Here is a 15,960-nt window from a genome sequence, read left to right as displayed (position 1 = left end):
TGTTCGGAACGGCCGACCCCCATGCGGTGGATCGACCCTGAGTGTTCGCGTAACGGCCCCTGTGCGTTGGCGTAACACTAACGACCCCCGACTCCACGTTCCCGGCCGAAAGGGCCGGGGTGACAGCCGTTTACGGCTTCTTAACGATGAGGGCGGCAGTTTTAACATGGTCCTGCCGGACGACATGGCGGCGTGATCTGTCATCTGCCGGAAAGCCGTGGTTAAGGCGCGTGGGCGCGGATCCTAGCCGATGCCCTGCAGTGCCGCATGTGGGCGATTTCGCTCGATACGGCGGGATGCGGTGTCCCGGATTCGGCGGCCGCGCGCTAGATTCGCCGCCGAGCCCCCATAGCCCAATTGGCAGAGGCAGCGGACTTAAAATCCGTCAAGTGTCGGTTCGAGTCCGACTGGGGGCACCGGCGTCGGTGGCCGCCGGCCGCCCTGGTTGGCCACACTTTCGGCGACATGGTCCAGGTCGCTGTCGAACAAATCGCTGTACATCGAGCGTCATGACCGCGCTGGCATACCCCAGCATCTGCTGCACTACCTTCGGGTTGGCCCCGGCATGGATCATCCGCAGAGCGGCAGCCTCGCCCCATCGCAACCCGCCAACCCCCAGCAGCAGCACTAGGGAACGGTAGCGGTCTGCCTTGTCGGCCAGCAGTCTAAGTTGGTCGGCGGGTAGATGGACATTCTTTCTCGCTGACCGCGGCAGACAACTGGCCCTCTTTGCCCAAGAACTCCAAATCCACGTTTCCGTCCGGTCGCCCCGAAGGTGTATATGCAGGCAATAAACGCCGGTTAAGACCGCGCCTGTCTTCTTTTCACCCGACGAATAGTGGAGGTCTTGCTCGATTCCTATCATGCGTTCGGTCAGGATCTTCGCGTCTGATTTGACGTCAAATGTTTTGTAGCCCAAGGCAAATACTTTGCTCCCATTTCGAGGGAGTCGAGAGCGTAAGACTAGCGTCGGTAGATCAAATGGTTCACCGGTTTTCCGAAACATCCGAATCGCTCTTAGCAAGGCGAGACCCCTCCCGTTGCCGTTCGGGGCGATTGGCCGACTGCTGATCGCGTACTTCCGATTCATTTGGGCACTAGGGCCCGAGCTGTCGGGGCCGAACGGCCCTTGCGTGCTGGTGGCGATGGCGGACCCTTAATGCTCTATCCGGCAAATGGCTCCCGAGGGGGCACCTGATGAAGATCACCGCGAAACGTGCAGCAGCAGTTCACCGCCATACACGCTCAGGCGTCAGAAGGCTGTGGTTGGCCGCCGCTTGCGTGTGGCTGTTGGGCGCTGCCCTGTTAATCACTCTGCTGGGCTCAGGCTTGCTGGCGGCGCCGTCAACGCGTGCCACTGTGACAGTGTTCGCTATGTGCCCTGACGGCCATGAGGGCGTGGCTGGCGGTCACACCAGTTGTCCTTTCGCCAGGAACGTCCACGACAAATTCACTGCAGGCGGGCTTCACTTCCTGGCTTATTCGCCCACGACTGATCAGTGGTATGAGGTGTTCTGTGACCCCACCAAGCGTCCTGCATATTTCGAGAACGGCATGGTCGTCGATTCTTGGAACTGCTACGCCGGTGACAACGCTGAAGTTGTCGTCTGGTAGCTACCAACGAAAAGCACAATGTGCGAGCCCAATCCTGAGCCGGCCGGCGCGATAGTGACGTAGGTCTTTGACCGCGGTAAGGCGCAGCCCTTGTCTCAACCGAGGTCCGAAGTCCCTAGTCATCGTGCCCGCACCAGACGAGTGTTGCGTCATGAACCGGCTCGCCTGCGTCGCTGCGACTGTCGCGTTGACGTCCATGGTCCCGACCATTCCGGCCCGTGCTGATCCGGCCGTCACGCTACGTGACCTGCTACCGGCCGGCTACAGCAGCGATACCTGCCACGCCATTGATCGTGGGACGGCCGTGGCCGCAATGAGTTGTGGGCCTAACTCGTTCGCGGGCGGGCCGACGTCGGCGGTCTATCAAATTTTCGGTGACCAGGCAACGCTGCAGAAGGCTTTCTCGGCGGTGGTCAATGGCGTGGATTGGACCGCTACGACGTGTCCCGGGGCGAAGTCTCCCGATCCCATTCGACTCCGAATCTCCGACGGAACCACGTACGGGTCTGTTGCCTGTGGCCGGGCGCGCACCTTCCAGACCGACCGCGATGGCGCCGTGGTGTGGACCAAGGACACCGACAACTTTCTCGGCGTGGCATGGGCCGCCTACCAGGGCCAGTCCTATCCGGCGAACCTGTACGCGTGGCTACAAGCACAGGTGACCTGAAGCCTTCGATCGCGGTTACCGGATCGCCGACGAGTTCGCGGTCCGCGACGTGCTCTGGTAGCGGCTAGGGCGTCCAGGCGAAGGCATCGACGCCGGTGTCAACGCGCTTGGGATTGCGGTTGTCGAAATCGGCTACCACCAACGCCTTTTCCGGAGAGGTGTCGAGGTAGGCCACGAAGTTGCCGGCGCCCCACGCCGGTCCTTGGCCGCTTGCTTCGACGTCAGTCGCCGTCGTACGCGGCATGTAGTCCGCCTTGCCGAGAATTTGGATCGCCTTCGACGAGTCCGAGGGGCCCGGCTTCGTGAATGCCACCGCACCGGAGTCCAGCGCGGCGATATCGCTGTAGTTCGAACCCTGTTGCGTGAACACGATTGTGGGCTGGGCGCCAGCCTTGTCGGCTGGGACGGAGTAGATGCCGCCGGTACGCAGAGCGAAGGGAATAGTTGTGAAATCCGGACCCGAAGCGTCACCGGTGGTGAACAGTATGGTCTGCCCGTCCTTGCCATAGGTCACCGAGAACGCATTCGTGTCGGCCGCGACCCGTCTGGATGCGCCGCCGACCACGAGCACATTGACATCGACAGGCCGCACGTCGCTGCGCGAGTTGACCCACACGATGTGGCCGCCGTCGGGTGACCACGCGAAGTCGGGTACGGCGAACAGCGGCGGTTCTGCGGGCACCAGCGCGCCATCGTCCGTGGCCGCGACGAGCAGGCGGCCACCGTTGATGATCCCGTTAGCGGGGTGGTCGACGAAGGCCACCTGTTGTCCCTTCGGCGACCACCTGGGGCTTGCGACCATGGTCGGTCCCTCGTCGGGGACCTGCGGAATTTTCGCCGGGTCCACGAGCCGCCGCGGCGGACCGACGGGCATGAGCTCTCGCGAGAGGTCCTGCACCCATAACTCACCGCCGTAGTCGTCACCCTTCACCTTTCGCACGAACGCGACGTGCGCCAAGTCGGGCGATGGCGCGGGCTGGGTGTCCGCAGGGCCGTCCGTCAGCTTGCGCCCCGGCTCGCCCGCAGGCGCGCTGACGTACAGCGACCCCGCCTTGGCGTAGAACAATGCGCCGGCCCGGTTGGACACCGGAGCAGACGATGACGTCGGGGTGACCGGCGACGGCGCGGAGTGTGGGGTGCCTCCGGTCGAATGGCACGCGGAAAGCAGCACGGCAAGCAGTGCCGCTGACCGCCGGCCACGACGCCAGAACATGGGCGTCACCATAACTGGCTTGCTAGGCCCGGACGAGAACTCCGGTGGGAAGGGGACTTTGGTCCCTTGTCGAGTCCACTGGGGCACCGAGCGTCCGTGCAGTTCAACGCATCGTACGCGGTAGTTTGAGCAAATCTGGGTCGTCTTCCTATCGGAGGTAGAGCCTTTATGCCCTGTCTGACTGGCGCCGGCAGGGCGAAGGATCACCAGGGTGATCAAGCAAGCCATTGGGGTCGTTGCGGTGGTTCTTCTCATCGCGGGGTGTTCAACTCGGACACACACCGGCGGGGGCACCACCACCACGACAACGCCGCATTCCCAGGCCGTGCGCGAATGGGTCGAGCTGACCAAAGACCACATGCAGGACCTGGGAATCGCCATGGGCAAGGCCACCTTCGCCATCGGCAGCCAGGATTACCCCGGCCTCGGGGCGGCCTGCCACGATGGCCATGAGGCAGCGAGTTTCCTGCAGGGCCACCTGCCGTCTCCTGACAAAGAACTCACCACGGCGCTGCAAGCCAGCCTCGACGACTTCGACGCCGCGTCCCACTTCTGCGTCGCCGCGGTCGAGGACAAGGATGCGAACGAGGCCCGCCATGCGGGGGAGTTCATGAATTCCGCGGAGGGGCATCTGTCCAGCGCCACCGCCATCCGCGATCGCGTCCTCAACGAACACCCGTAGGTCATCGGTCGAGCGGGCCTAAAGGCGCTCGACGGAATGCGACGAAGGGTCCGGTGCGGGAGGACCTTGGCCCCTATGCCCGGTTACGGGGGAGCCGCGACAGTGAAACCACACGACTTCGTGGCTACCGAGAGAGGGCAATGACATGAATCGCGAAATCAGCAAATTCTTCTGCGGAGCGTTCGCCGGAATCGCCTATGCGCACGCGGGCTACGCCGTCGCCGCATCAGCCGGCATCATCGACGAGCCCATCTTCCTCGGCAGGAAGTGGGGCGTCGGGTTCATGTGGACGGAGGCCGTTGTCTACACGGCGATCAGCGCGGCCCTCGGATACGCCGGGTGGCGTTCACAACCCGTCGCGCTGCGCGACATGAGCGCGCCGCAGACCAACGGGCAGTCCGCGCAAGGGGCGCCCGGGGCGAAAGTATCGGTGTCTTCGCCGAATTGACCGGGTCGCCGACGGCGCGGGGACGCAGTAGTCCGCACCGAAGGTCCGCACAGAAGGGATGCCCAGCCGGATGAACGTCCCGCGTGGGAAGCGGTGGGTGGTCGCCTGCGTGCTCCTGCTGTCCGCCACCGCGGCGCTTTGTTCGGGGTCGGCATCGGCGGATCCGGTCGATGATGCGTTCATCGCGTCGCTGGTGAATTACGGGATCGAGGTCCGGGACAGCGGCACCGCGATCGCCATGGCGCACCGCGTGTGTACGGGATTCGACAACAACGCGAATGCAAGCGTTTTGGCGATGAAGGTGATGCGCGACACCGACCTCACGATGCGGGAGTCCGGTTATTTCATCGGCCTGTCGGTGGCCGCCTACTGCCCGCAGTACCGCGGGCTCATCGACACCTCGCTGATCTGGCTGATACCGGGTCCCCCGCTGATGTGAACGCGAACGTCGGTCATCGCGGCACACCGTCGGCGGGCCGACCGAGGCCAAGCACAGTAAGTTGGTCGCGACCGCCACCGCGAAGGAGTTGCGCCGAAGTGACCGACGATCCGCGGGCCGACGATGTTTCCCGCCAGTACGATCGGTGGGAGTACCCGCCTCCCGTGACCGACCTCGCGGCATGGAGCACGAACCACTGGGATTGGTTCGATCCCTTCTGGGCGCACCGGGTGTTGTGGCCCGACCGGGGCTACAAGCCGGATCTCGACATTCTCATCGCGGGCTGCGGCACCTTCCAGGCGGCCCTGATCGCGTTCATGAACCGCGCCGCCGCAGTGGTCGCCATCGACGTCAGCCGGTCGGCGCTGAAGCACCAGCAATACTTGAAGGATAAGCACGGGCTCGACAACCTGGAATTGCGTCTGCTTCCCATCGAAGAAGTGGCGACGCTGTCCCGCGACTTCGACCTGATCGTCTCCACCGGCGTCTTGCACCACATGGCGGAGCCGCTGGCCGGCCTCAAAGCGCTGGGCGGACGTCTGCGCGCCGATGGGGTGCTGGCCGTCATGCTTTACGCGAAGTACGGCCGCATCGGCGTCGACATGCTCGAATCGGTGTTTCGCGACCTCGGACTGACGCAGGACGATGCATCGGTCCAAATGGTCAAAGAGGCGATCACGGTGCTACCGGCGGATCACCCGGTGCGGTCCTACCTCAACCGCGCGAACGATCTGATGTCCGACGGCGCCCTGGTCGATACGTTTCTGCACAGTCGCCAGCGAAGCTACACCGTCACGGAATGCCTGGACCTGGTCAGCTCCGCTGGGCTCGCATTCCAGGGATGGTTTCACAAAACGCCCTACTACCCGCACGATTTCGTCGCGCCGGCGAGCCGGTTCCAGGCCGTGCTGGACCGGCTCCCGGACGTCGAACTGTGGTCCGTCATGGAACGGCTGCAGCCGGCCAGTGCCACCCACTTCTTCATGGCCTGCCGCCCGGAACGTCCGAAAGAGCATTACGCAATCGACTTTTCCACGGCTGAAGCCTTCGACTACGTCCCGCTGCTGCGCACGGCATGCCTACTGTCCGGCGACGAGATCCATTTGCCCGGCGCGAAGTTGAAGCTCAACCCGGCCCAGCTGCCCTTCGTCCAGCAGGTCGACGGCCGCCGCGCGATTCGGGAGATCATCGAGTCCGTGGCACAGCGTGACGATGTCGGGCCGGAAAACGCGGATCTGGTAAAGGAATTCGGACGCAAGTTGTTCCAGTCGCTGTGGCGTCTCGACTTCTTGGCGATGGCGCTGAACACCGGCGCGTCCGGCTAGCCTTTCACGACGACGCCTCGGTGGTCCCGTTGTTGCCGGCCTTGGCCGCCAGAAGGCCCTGGCGCAGCGCGGCGATCGCGTGCGCGGCCTGGTTCGCCGCGGCGGTGTAGCCTTCCAAATCGACTGCGCTCTCCGCATTTTCGGCCAGGGTGCGAGACAGTCGCGCGGTGTCCTTCAGGGTGCGGATGGCTGCCCAGACCGCTTCCTCGAGTTCGTCGCCGTAAGCCACCAGCAGCGCCTGTGCGGTCCATGCGTGCCCGACCTGGCAGCGGTACCCGTTGTCGGCAACGGCCATCAGCGCGCCGTTGCAGCTGGGGCAGGTGTACCCGGTCGGCGGGCCCAGGTCCTCCATGCCGACCGCCGCCGCGAATTGGCTGTCCATTGCGATCTGGTTCTCCAACTCGAGCCGCCCGTCCGGGTCCGCCGCCGGCTCTTCGATGTTCCGGCCGGCCAGCTCGGCGAGCAGGCTCCCGATGTCCTTGGCCGCCGCGGTGTGATCGGCCACGGAGGCCTTCATGGCATTGTTCGGCAGATCGGGAAACAGCGCGTCCGCCGGTTCCTGGACCACGGTGACTCCTCCCTTCGCCTTGATGGCGCGCAGCCCGGCCACGCCGTCGTCGAGCAGGCCCGACATCAGGACACCGATTGCCCTGGGGCCGTAGTCCAGCGCGACGGACCTGAAAAGCGCATCGATCCCCGGTCGGCGACCGCTCTCCCACGGGCCATCCGACAGGGCTATCCGGTGGTCGCGGGCAAGCAGATGGTGATCGGGCACGGCGGCGTAAATACGTCCGGCCTCCAGGACCGCGCCGTCGACGGCCGCGACCGCCGGCAACGGACCGCACCTGCCGATGATCTGGGCCAGCAGCGAAGGCGCTCCCCGGCTCATGTGGATGACGATCATGACAGCGAACGGGAAGTCGGCCGGCATGCCCGCCGCCAGTTCGCACAACGCTTCGATGCCTCCTGCGGATGCACCGATCGCCACCACGCCTTCAGCCGGTGTCGCCGTGCGTTTCATAGCTCGACCCAGCCTCACCCTGTCCTGGCTGACAGCTTCCGGAGCCCGCCACCGCCTGCAAACGTCTGGGTCAAGACTGACGCCGGCTGGGCATGACGCCAAGGGTCGTAAGGCCCCTACTTGGCGCGGGCGCACGCCGAGGAAAGCGCTTGGTGGCGCGGTGATCACGGTGGTCAGCCCGGACTCGACGGTGCGCGGTTTGGCCCGCGGACCAAATTTCTGGCCTGCCGCCGGCGGCGCGGCGATCCGCCACTCATAGACTGGCGCATCGTGGGCATGCTGTTTGGTCTTGCTTCGTGGATCGTTTATTGGGTGCTCGTCGGCAACGTGCCGTTCGGCGCCGCCGTGTTGACCGCTCTGGCGGTCGCGGTCATCGCCATGGTGATCGGGGCGGTCGGCGGCAAGCCGGAGCGAACGCTCGAAATCGGTTCTGTCGCAGTCTTTGTGGTTCTGGTGGCGCTGACCTTCGCGCTGGGCGACAGATTCGCCCAGCGGTGGATGCTGCCGCTCAGCACCGGAGGCTTCCTCATGGTGGCGCTGGTCGGCACGCTGACGGGCAGGACCTTCGTGCGCGCGTTCGCCGCCGCGGAACAACCCGCCGACGTCGTGAAGACCGAACTGTTCGGCCGGACCGTCCGCGTCCTGAGCTGGATCTGGGTGGCGACGGCGGCCAGCATGACGGTGTCGTCGGCGATCCCGCCGATCGTGCGGGGCGACGCCACGATCCGGGACACCGGGACCCCGTTGTCGTACGTGTGCTACTGGCTGATTCCGTTCACGCTGCTGGGTCTGGCGGCGCTGGCCTCGCGATTCCTCCCCGCGCGGATGCTGATCGGCGTCGATGACCTCGAGCGCGAGACCTCGTTCGTCGCCTACGACGAAGCCACCATCGACGAGCTGTACTTCCTCGCGCAGGAACACGCCAACCGGGAGGTCGGCCCCGGCAAGGAGGCCTACAACGTCAAGGTCGGGGGCATGGGCACCCCGTTGACCGGGGACGAATCGCGCAAGTCGTGGCCGTCGACCTACAAGGTGCGCGACAAGCGGCGCTGACCGGTGCGCGGGCCGTTAGTCGTCGGCGACCCGCTTCGCCCGGCTTCGCCGCGCTCGCGATCGCCGCTAATCGTCGGCGATGCCCGGCGCGCTGAGCGCCGCGACGGTGTCTTCCCGGTGCCGTAGCGAGCGGGTGGCCGCCGCGAACTGGCGGAGCTTGGCGATGACGGCCTGCCCTTCCGGCCGGTGACCCCAGATGCTGATGCCCTGGTGGGTGGTGGGGCTCCAGGTCGCTTCGTCGACGACGATCGGGTTCCAGCCCACCTCCCATTCGAAGCCCGACGGCGTCGCCGCGTAGTAGGAGAGCTCCTTGTCGTTGGTGTGCTGCCCGATCGACAGGGCCATGCCGAAACCCAGTGCCTTGACCCGCTGGTAGGAGCTGACCATATCGTCGAGGGCCGCGACCTGCACGTTGACGTGCTGGACGCGGGTGCGAATCGGGTTGATCGGCAACGCGTTCACCGATGCGATCGCCACCGAATGGTGTCGGTCGTTGACTCGCAGGAACCGGATCTTGAACCGCATTCCGCTGATGGTCTCGTCGATGTAATCCGAAAGCCGCGCGTCGAAGACGTGGTTGTAATAGCCGCGCACCTCGTGGGGCTTCTTCGTGGTGAGGGCGACGTGGCCCATTCCGCCTGTGCCGGTGACGAATCCGCTGCCCGGGATGTCCAGGGACAGCGGCGCGCTGCGGGCGGTGGTGTAGATCTCCTGGGCGAGTCCGTTCGGGCCGGGGAACCGCAGGAAGCGCTCGACCCCGCGCAGCTTCGCCTCTTCGTCGCTGCCCTCGACGCTGGGCACCCCGTGGTCGGCGACGCGGCGACTGATCTCGTCGAACGTTGCATGACCGTCGAGCTGCCAGCCGAGCGCGACGACATCTTCCGCCGGCCCCCGCCGCAGCAGCACGCGACACTCGTTGTCGTCGAGGCGGAACCGGACGGTGTCGGGCGCCATCTCGTCGAGGTGCATGCCGATCGCGTCGCGGCCGAAGCGCTTCCAGTCGCTGATCTTGTCGGTTTCGATCACGACATAACCCAGGTGCGCATTGCCGAACACCGAGGGCCGGTGGGTGGTAGACATGTTGATCCTTGTAATTGATTGCAGTGGTTAGGTTTTCAGGAACGCGGCAGCGACGGCGTTGAACAGTTCGGCGCGCTCCCACTGGACCCAGTGTCCGGTGTTGGCGGCCAGCAGGACATCGGCGTTGGGCAGCCGGTCGGCCAGCATCGCTGCGCCGCTCGGCTTGTTCACCTTGTCTTCCCGGCCCCAGACGATGAGCGTCGGCGTCGCGAGGCCGGCCAGCCTGTGGTCGCGGGTGAAGTCCATCCGCCACAGCGTGCGCAACCCCGACGGCCGTTGCAGCGGCGGGTTTGCGATCACCTCGGGATCGATCGACGCCTGGTAGCGGGACTCGATCAGCGAGTCGGGCACCGCGGCGCCGTCATACACCAGGTATGACCGGATGAACGTGCGCAGCTTCTCCAGACTCGGTCCGTCGCCGCCGTAGTAGGCCAGCAGGCTCCGCAGACCCTCGCTGGGCAGTCCGCGGGTCGTCCCGACGCCACCGGGACCCATCAGCACGAGCTTGTTCACCCGGTGGGGCGTGTCCAGGGCCAGGCGCAGCGCACACGACCCGCCGTAGGAATTGCCGACCAGGTGCGCGCTGTCGATGCCGAGCTCGTCGAGCATCCCCCGGATGTGATCGGCGAGGTACCCGAACGGGTCGCCCCGGTCGACGCCCTTGGTGGAGCGGCCGTACCCGGGCATGTCCGGAACGATGACCCGGAAGTTCTCGGCGAGTGCCTCGATGTTGCGCCCGTAATTCGATACGCCCGACGCGCCCGGTCCGCCGCCGTGCAGCAACACGAGGGCCGGGCCGCTGCCGGTCTCGGCGACGAAGATGTCTTTTCCTTTGACGCTGACGGTGCGTTCGGTGAGGGTGGTAGTGGTCACTGGGTCTTTCCTTACGACTTGAAGCCGGCCGGCGGCGGCGGAAGGGGCTGGCCGTTGGTGGCCCCGGCGTAGACGAAGCCGTCGGGCCGCACGACCACCGCCGACGCACCCTTGCTGTCCAGCCAGGCGGTCAGCGATCCGTCGCTGTCGACGACGCAGTCGGCGCGCGGAACGCTTTGGGGCGGGATGACTTTCAGGGCCGGCACGCCCGCGGCCAGCCAGTCCGGTGCTGTGACTGCGCGCCCGGTGTGCAGCACGGTCCACCGGCCGCCGACCACGTCGTCGAGGCGCACGCTGTCGCCCTTCTCGTCGCGGACCCAGGGCTGCGGGATCAGCCAGCCGACGGCCCCGTTCCCGTTGCGCGCGAGCAGACCGTCGCGGTAGCGCGCATCGGGCAACCAGCGGTGGTCGCGCAGCCAGGTGGAGAAGTAGGGCACCCTGCTCGCGGTCCGGAAGATGTGATTGCGGGCCGCCGCGCGCAACCGGTTCCGCTCGATGATGAGCTTGCCGGTCTTCACCGCGCGATTGGTCACCTCCTTCACGTGGGGCAGCCGCTCGGTCTGATAGGTGTCGAGCACCGATTCCGGCAGCGACCCGTTCAGCACGGCCCCGAGCTTCCAGCACAGATTCGCCACGTCCCGCACCCCGGCGCACATGCCCTGGCCGATCCACGGTGGCATCGCATGGGCGGCGTCGCCGGCCAGGAAGATCCGGCCCACCCGCCACCGGTCGGCGAAGCGGACGTGGTGGCTGTAGCAGGCGAACCCCAGGATCTGCACATTGTCCGGCGAGATCCCCTGGCCGCGCAGCACCTGCCAGATCGCGTCCTCCGAGAGCAGGTCCCGCTCGTCCTCTTCGTCGCGCACCGGGAACTCCCAGCGGTGGTGTCCCAGTGGGGTGGGGCAGTCGACGGTCGGCCGTTCGGGGTTGCAATGGAACCGAAGCCGGTCGTGGCCGGGCCATTCCTTGAGCACCTTGGTGTCGATGACGATCCAACGCTCGGCGTAGGTGCGGCCGCTGAAGCCGACACCCAGCTGGGCGCGGGTGGCGCTGGACCCGCCGTCGGCGGCGATCACGTAGGAGGCGTGGACCCGCCGGAACTCGTCGGTGGTCAGGTCGGCGAGCATCAACTCCACGAAGTCGCCCTGCGGGAGCAAACGCAGGCACTCGTGCCGAAGCAGGACGGAGACGTTGGGGAAGCGATCGACCCCGTCGCGCAGCACCTTCTCGAGCGCCGGCTGGTAAATGAACTGCTGCGGGGGGTGCCCGTTACCCCTCGACACGGGCAACAGCTTGACGAACGGCACGCCGTTGGCGTCGACGAAGTTCGCCCCGCAGCCCGGCTGCATGTCGGCGTTGAGCCGGTCCGCCAGCCCGACCTGCTGCCAGATGCGTACCACTTCCTCGTCGGTGGAGATGGCGCGCGCCCGCGCATAGATGTCGGGATCACGTTCCACCACAACAACATTCAGGCCCAGCTGGCCCAACAGGTTCGCCGCGGTGCAGCCGACGGGGCCGTAGCCGACGATCGCCACGTCGTAGGTTTTTTGCTCAGTCATCTCGGCCCTTCCGCCGGCTTGTTAATGTAGTGATCCATACAGTAAGCTTCGATGGCGTGACGGTCAACACTCAAAAGGGGGCAACGTGACCACAGGCTCCGGCAGCACTGGCTCCAGCGGATCCCGCGCCGGCAGACGCACCCGGGCCAACGGGGAGCAGTCGCGCGAGCGGATCCTCGACGCGGCCACGGAAGTCGCCACCGAGCGCGGGTATGAAGGCACCACGATCTCGCTGGTCAGCAAGAAAAGCGGCCTGCCGCCGACATCGATCTACTGGCACTTCGCCGACAAGGACGACCTGATCGCCGCGGTCATCGAGCGCAGCTTCGGCCGCTGGCTGGCCGCCCTCGACCTGCCCGGCGGCGCCCTGGTCCAGGAGCGGGTGGCCGACCTGGGGACGCAGGTGGCCAAGGCGCTGCTGGACGCGCCCGACTTCATCCGCCTGGGCTTGATGCTGGCGCTGGAGCGCCGACCCGTCGAGCCGCGCGCGAGGGAGATGTTCCTCCAGGTGCGCGACGCGGCCTTTCACCGGTTCGAGGCGGTCGTGCGCGACGTTGCGCCCGGGCTCGACGAGGAGGGGGTGCGGCTGCTGACCACCTACGCGATCGCCGGAGCGGACGGCCTGTTCATCGCCAAAGAGATCGGTGGTGACTCGGTGGACCTGATCAAGCTCTTCGACCTGCACGCCCGCCTGGTCTTCCAGTCGGCGACCCAGCTGCTGGAATCCGGGGACTTCACATGATCGAGACGACCGCCCAAAACGGCCGGCTGGACGAGGCCGCCCGGCGGTTGTTTGCGGCAGGGGCGAACAGCAGCCCGATCCCGCCGCTGACCGAGGCCTATCCGGGCCTTGATGTGGCGCAGGCCTATGCGGTGCAGCGACGCAACCTCGAGCGCCACGTCGCTGCCGGCGCGCGCCTGCGGGGCCACAAGATCGGACTGACCTCCGCGCCGATGCAGGCGCTGCTCGGCGTCGACGAACCCGACTTCGGCTACGTGCTTGACAGCATGGTGCTGAGCGAGGGGACGCCGGTGTCCAGGCGGTCGTTCTGCACGCCGCGAGTGGAACCGGAAGTGGCGTTCCTGCTGCGGGCACCGCTGCGTGGTCCGGGGGTGGTGGCGGCCGACGTGCTGGCAGCCACCGAAGCGGTGGCCGCGGCGCTCGAGATCGTGGACAGTCGCATCGCCGACTGGCGCATCACCCTGGCGGACACGATCGCCGACAACGCCAGTTCCGGCGCTGTGGTCCTGGGCGACTGGGTGCCGATCGCGGACGCACCGCCCCTGCCCGGTACCACCGCCACGCTCTACCTCAACGACACGCTCGTCGAATCGGGTTGCGGCACCGCCGTGATGGGTGACCCGGCGGTGGCCGTCGCGTGGCTGGCCAACGCCCTGGCCGAGCACGGCACGACGATCGAGGCCGGGCAGTTCGTGATGTCGGGCTCCTACACCACCGCCGCGTTCGTCGAGGCCGGCGACCGCGCGAGGGCCGCGATCACCGGGCTCGGGTCGGTCGGCGTCAGCTTCACCTAGATCGAGAGGAAAACCCATGGCCGACGGTCAATTTCCGGTGGCGATCATCGGATCGGGCAACATTGGCACCGATCTGATGCTCAAAATCCTGCGCGGCCGCGGACCTCTGACGATGGCCGCGATGATCGGCATCGACCCCACGTCCGACGGGCTGGCCAGGGCGAAACGCCTGGGCCTGCCGACGTCGTCGGAGGGCGTCAACGGCCTGCTGGCCATGCCGGGCTTCGAGCGGGTGCGCCTCGTGTTCGACGCCACCTCCGCCGAGGCCCACGCCAGGCACTGGGAGGCGTTGCGCCACAACGGCGTACGCGTCCTCGACCTGACCCCGGCCGCCATCGGTCCGTTCTGCGTCCCGGTGGTCAATCTCGACGACCACATCGACGCGCCCAACCTCAACATGGTGACCTGTGGCGGGCAGGCCACCGTGCCGATCGTGGCCGCGGTGAACCGCTCGGCGCCGGTGGCCTACGCCGAGATCGTCTCATCGATCTCCTCGAAGTCCGCGGGCCCGGGCACCCGGGCCAACATCGACGAGTTCACCGAAACCACTGCCACCGCACTGGAAGTCGTCGGCGGGGCGCAGCGGGGCAAAGCGGTGATCGTGCTCAACCCGGCGGATCCGCCGATCCTGATGCGCAACACGGTCTACTGCCTCGTCGAAGGCGACTGCGACCACGCCGCCATCGAGGCGTCCATCGCGGCGATGATCGAGCGAGTCCAGGGCTACGTGCCCGGCTACCGGCTCAAGCAGCCCGTGCAATTCGAGTCGTTCGGGCCCGACAACCCGCTGCACATTCCCGAGACTGGAAAGTTCATCGGCACCCGGGTCACCACCCTGCTGCAGGTGACCGGCGCCGCGGATTACCTGCCCGCCTACGCCGGAAACCTCGACATCATGACCTCCGCGGCGCTGGCCACCGCCAAAAGCATTGCCGCACACGCGTTGGCGGGAGTGGGGGTGTCGTCATGACCGATCAGCTCTACGTCAGCGACGTCACGTTGCGGGACGGGATGCACGCGGTGCGCCACCAGTACACACTGCGACAGGCCGCGGGCATCGCCGCGGCGCTCGACGCCGCCGGGGTCGACTCGATCGAGGTCGCCCACGGCGACGGGCTCGGCGGCTCCAGCTGCGTGTACGGGTTCGGCGCACACACCGATCTGGAGTGGATCGAGGCGGTCGCCGCGGTGGTCCGCCGCGCGAAGATCGCCACGTTGATCCTGCCGGGAATCGGCACCATCCGCGACCTCGCCGCGGCGCACCGGGCCGGCGCCACCGTGGTGCGGGTCGCCACCCACTGCACCGAGGCCGACATCTCGGCGCACCACATCGCCGCCGCCCGCGAGCTGGGCATGGACACCGTCGGCTTCCTGATGATGAGCCACCTGACCACCCCGGGGGCCCTGGCCGACCAGGCCAAGTTGATGGAGGGGTTCGGCGCCGGCTGCGTCTACGTCGTCGACTCCGGCGGTGCGATGACCATGCGTGACGTCGCCGAGCGCGTCGACGCGGTGCGCCAAAAGCTTTCCGCCGAGACCGAGATCGGCATCCACGCCCACCACAACCTTTCCCTCGGCGTCGCCAACTCGATGGTCGCCGTCGAGCACGGGTGCCGGCGCGTGGACGCATCCCTGGCCGGCATGGGCGCCGGCGCGGGCAACGCCCCGCTCGAGGTGTTCATCGCGGCCGCCACCCGGATGGGCTGGCAACACGGCTGCGACCTCGACGCCCTCGAGGATGCCGCCGACGACCTCGTCCGCCCGCTGCAGGAGCGGCCGGTGCGCGTGGATCGCGAGACGCTCACTCTCGGCTACGCCGGCGTGTATTCGAGCTTCCTGCGCCACGCGGAGGCGGCGGCCGAACGGTTCGGCGTCGACGCGCGCACGCTTCTGGTCGAGGCCGGGCGTCGCGGGATGGTGGGCGGCCAGGAGGACATGCTCGTCGACATCGCACTCGACCTCACCGGCGGCCGCGAGGCGGCGCGGGCGTAGACCGCTCGCCCCCAACGGTATTCGGCGCCGCTCACGCCTCGTCCAAAACCGGGAACAGCAGTTCCTGCACCAGCAGCTGGAGCGCCGCCGCCAGCGGGATCGCCACCAGCGCTCCGACCACGCCCAGCCACGCGGCGCCGAGGAGCACGGCGACGACCGTGACGCCGGCCGGCACCCTGACAGCCCGCCCGATGATCCTGGGCGTCAACAGATAGTCCTCGCCCAGCCGGAATCCCATGTAGAAGGCGACGGTCCCGATGGCGACCGGGATCGAGACGCTGACCGCGACGGCGGCGACGACGAATCCGCCCACCGTGGAGCCGTAGGGAAAAAGGTCCAAGACGGCGACCACGACACCCAGCAGGACCGCGTAGGGGACATCGAGCAGGAACTGGCCGCGCTGACGAATGGGGCACCGCACGTGGTTGACAGCGCTGAACATCGAGAGCCGCGAAGCC

General features: G+C 66.9%; 17 protein-coding genes and 1 tRNA gene. 12 read left to right on the top strand and 6 right to left on the bottom strand.

Annotated features, from left to right (window positions below; genetic code table 11):
* Positions 1-342 precede the first annotated feature (342 nt).
* The 3 genes from A5713_RS09730 (at position 343) to A5713_RS09725 (ending at position 2,281) form a co-directional block, all read left to right on the top strand.
* Positions 343-416, top strand: a tRNA-Leu gene (locus tag A5713_RS09730).
* 781 nt (positions 417-1,197) lie between these two features.
* Positions 1,198-1,614 carry a hypothetical protein gene (locus A5713_RS27470; protein ID WP_156751824.1) on the top strand — a complete coding sequence of 139 codons (417 nt, stop codon included), beginning with the start codon at positions 1,198-1,200 and terminating at the stop codon, positions 1,612-1,614.
* A 151-nt stretch (positions 1,615-1,765) separates the two neighbouring features.
* The gene (locus A5713_RS09725) at positions 1,766-2,281 is read left to right on the top strand and encodes a hypothetical protein (protein ID WP_068095017.1); all 516 of its coding nucleotides are present in this window, start codon (positions 1,766-1,768) and stop codon (positions 2,279-2,281) included.
* Between the two features lie 64 nt (positions 2,282-2,345).
* Here the strand turns inward: A5713_RS09725 and A5713_RS09720 are convergent, their stop codons facing one another.
* On the bottom strand, positions 2,346-3,368 hold the full coding sequence (locus A5713_RS09720) for a hypothetical protein (RefSeq protein ID WP_231980315.1): 1,023 nt from the start codon (positions 3,366-3,368) through the stop codon (positions 2,346-2,348).
* Positions 3,369-3,705: 337 nt separating this feature from the next.
* On the opposite strand from A5713_RS09720, the gene A5713_RS09715 reads away from it, so the two are divergent.
* The 4 genes from A5713_RS09715 to A5713_RS09700 all read left to right on the top strand — a co-directional run bounded on the left by A5713_RS09715 (position 3,706) and on the right by A5713_RS09700 (position 6,388).
* Positions 3,706-4,176 carry a hypothetical protein gene (locus tag A5713_RS09715; RefSeq protein ID WP_156751823.1) on the top strand — a complete coding sequence of 157 codons (471 nt, stop codon included), beginning with the start codon at positions 3,706-3,708 and terminating at the stop codon, positions 4,174-4,176.
* A 145-nt stretch (positions 4,177-4,321) separates the two neighbouring features.
* A complete protein-coding gene (locus tag A5713_RS09710) occupies positions 4,322-4,624 on the top strand; it encodes a hypothetical protein (protein WP_197516349.1) in 303 nt (100 codons plus the stop codon).
* A gap of 70 nt (positions 4,625-4,694) precedes the next feature.
* Complete coding sequence (locus A5713_RS09705; RefSeq protein ID WP_067928229.1) at positions 4,695-5,063, top strand: DUF732 domain-containing protein; 369 nt, start codon at positions 4,695-4,697, stop codon at positions 5,061-5,063.
* Between the two features lie 98 nt (positions 5,064-5,161).
* Positions 5,162-6,388: a methyltransferase gene (locus A5713_RS09700; RefSeq protein ID WP_068095011.1), complete on the top strand. Its 1,227-nt coding sequence runs from the start codon at positions 5,162-5,164 to the stop codon at positions 6,386-6,388.
* Between the two features lie 4 nt (positions 6,389-6,392).
* Here the strand turns inward: A5713_RS09700 and A5713_RS09695 are convergent, their stop codons facing one another.
* Positions 6,393-7,409, bottom strand: a complete 1,017-nt coding sequence (locus A5713_RS09695; RefSeq protein ID WP_068095007.1) for a chemotaxis protein CheB — start codon at positions 7,407-7,409, stop codon at positions 6,393-6,395.
* A gap of 270 nt (positions 7,410-7,679) precedes the next feature.
* On the opposite strand from A5713_RS09695, the gene A5713_RS09690 reads away from it, so the two are divergent.
* Positions 7,680-8,462 carry a hypothetical protein gene (locus A5713_RS09690; RefSeq protein ID WP_068095056.1) on the top strand — a complete coding sequence of 261 codons (783 nt, stop codon included), beginning with the start codon at positions 7,680-7,682 and terminating at the stop codon, positions 8,460-8,462.
* Positions 8,463-8,528: 66 nt separating this feature from the next.
* Here A5713_RS09690 and A5713_RS09685 read toward each other — a convergent pair whose 3' ends face one another.
* From A5713_RS09685 to A5713_RS09675, 3 genes are read right to left on the bottom strand one after another with little or no spacing between them, the layout of a single operon-like run.
* Positions 8,529-9,542 carry a VOC family protein gene (locus A5713_RS09685; protein ID WP_068095006.1) on the bottom strand — a complete coding sequence of 338 codons (1,014 nt, stop codon included), beginning with the start codon at positions 9,540-9,542 and terminating at the stop codon, positions 8,529-8,531.
* 27 nt (positions 9,543-9,569) lie between these two features.
* Entirely contained in the window at positions 9,570-10,415 is an 846-nt protein-coding gene (locus A5713_RS09680; RefSeq protein ID WP_067928219.1) for an alpha/beta fold hydrolase, read from the bottom strand.
* Between the two features lie 11 nt (positions 10,416-10,426).
* Positions 10,427-11,974, bottom strand: coding sequence for a bifunctional 3-(3-hydroxy-phenyl)propionate/3-hydroxycinnamic acid hydroxylase (locus A5713_RS09675; protein ID WP_068095003.1), 1,548 nt, complete (start codon positions 11,972-11,974; stop codon positions 10,427-10,429).
* A gap of 85 nt (positions 11,975-12,059) precedes the next feature.
* Here A5713_RS09675 and A5713_RS09670 point away from each other — a divergent pair, with 85 nt between their 5' ends.
* Genes A5713_RS09670 through dmpG form a run of 4 tightly spaced genes read left to right on the top strand, consistent with a single transcriptional unit; the run spans position 12,060 to position 15,502 of the window.
* Positions 12,060-12,716, top strand: a complete 657-nt coding sequence (locus A5713_RS09670) for a TetR/AcrR family transcriptional regulator (RefSeq protein WP_067928215.1) — start codon at positions 12,060-12,062, stop codon at positions 12,714-12,716.
* Positions 12,713-13,510, top strand: a complete 798-nt coding sequence (locus A5713_RS09665) for a 2-keto-4-pentenoate hydratase (protein ID WP_068095001.1) — start codon at positions 12,713-12,715, stop codon at positions 13,508-13,510. The genes A5713_RS09670 and A5713_RS09665 overlap by 4 nt, the downstream gene beginning before the upstream one ends.
* Positions 13,511-13,547: 37 nt before the next feature.
* On the top strand, positions 13,548-14,480 hold the full coding sequence (locus A5713_RS09660) for an acetaldehyde dehydrogenase (acetylating) (RefSeq protein ID WP_068095053.1): 933 nt from the start codon (positions 13,548-13,550) through the stop codon (positions 14,478-14,480).
* Positions 14,477-15,502 (top strand): 4-hydroxy-2-oxovalerate aldolase, encoded by a 1,026-nt coding sequence (gene dmpG / locus A5713_RS09655; protein ID WP_068094999.1) that lies wholly within the window; start codon positions 14,477-14,479, stop codon positions 15,500-15,502. Before A5713_RS09660 ends, dmpG begins: the two co-directional genes overlap by 4 nt.
* Positions 15,503-15,533: 31 nt before the next feature.
* On the opposite strand, the gene A5713_RS09650 is transcribed toward dmpG, so the two are convergent.
* Positions 15,534-15,960, bottom strand: a 427-nt coding sequence (locus A5713_RS09650; RefSeq protein WP_156751822.1) for an AI-2E family transporter, incomplete at its 5' end; no start/stop codon positions are given.

The organism is Mycobacterium sp. E2497 (assembly GCF_001668695.1).
In the GTDB taxonomy this organism is placed as follows: Bacteria; Actinomycetota; Actinomycetes; order Mycobacteriales; family Mycobacteriaceae; genus Mycobacterium.
Note: the sequence above shows the minus strand (reverse complement) of the source record. Positions and strands in the feature narration are given on the sequence as shown.

Excerpts from the sequence above, each read along its gene's own strand:
- A5713_RS27470 (WP_156751824.1), top strand. The coding sequence starts at position 1,198 with ATGAAGATCACCGCGAAACGTGCAGCAGCAGTTCACCGCCATACACGC.
- A5713_RS09725 (WP_068095017.1), top strand. The coding sequence starts at position 1,766 with ATGAACCGGCTCGCCTGCGTCGCTGCGACTGTCGCGTTGACGTCCATG.
- A5713_RS09710 (WP_197516349.1), top strand. The coding sequence starts at position 4,322 with ATGAATCGCGAAATCAGCAAATTCTTCTGCGGAGCGTTCGCCGGAATC.
- A5713_RS09705 (WP_067928229.1), top strand. The coding sequence starts at position 4,695 with ATGAACGTCCCGCGTGGGAAGCGGTGGGTGGTCGCCTGCGTGCTCCTG.
- A5713_RS09695 (WP_068095007.1), bottom strand. The coding sequence starts at position 7,409 with ATGAAACGCACGGCGACACCGGCTGAAGGCGTGGTGGCGATCGGTGCA.
- A5713_RS09685 (WP_068095006.1), bottom strand. The coding sequence starts at position 9,542 with ATGTCTACCACCCACCGGCCCTCGGTGTTCGGCAATGCGCACCTGGGT.
- A5713_RS09675 (WP_068095003.1), bottom strand. The coding sequence starts at position 11,974 with ATGACTGAGCAAAAAACCTACGACGTGGCGATCGTCGGCTACGGCCCC.
- A5713_RS09665 (WP_068095001.1), top strand. The coding sequence starts at position 12,713 with ATGATCGAGACGACCGCCCAAAACGGCCGGCTGGACGAGGCCGCCCGG.
- dmpG (WP_068094999.1), top strand. The coding sequence starts at position 14,477 with ATGACCGATCAGCTCTACGTCAGCGACGTCACGTTGCGGGACGGGATG.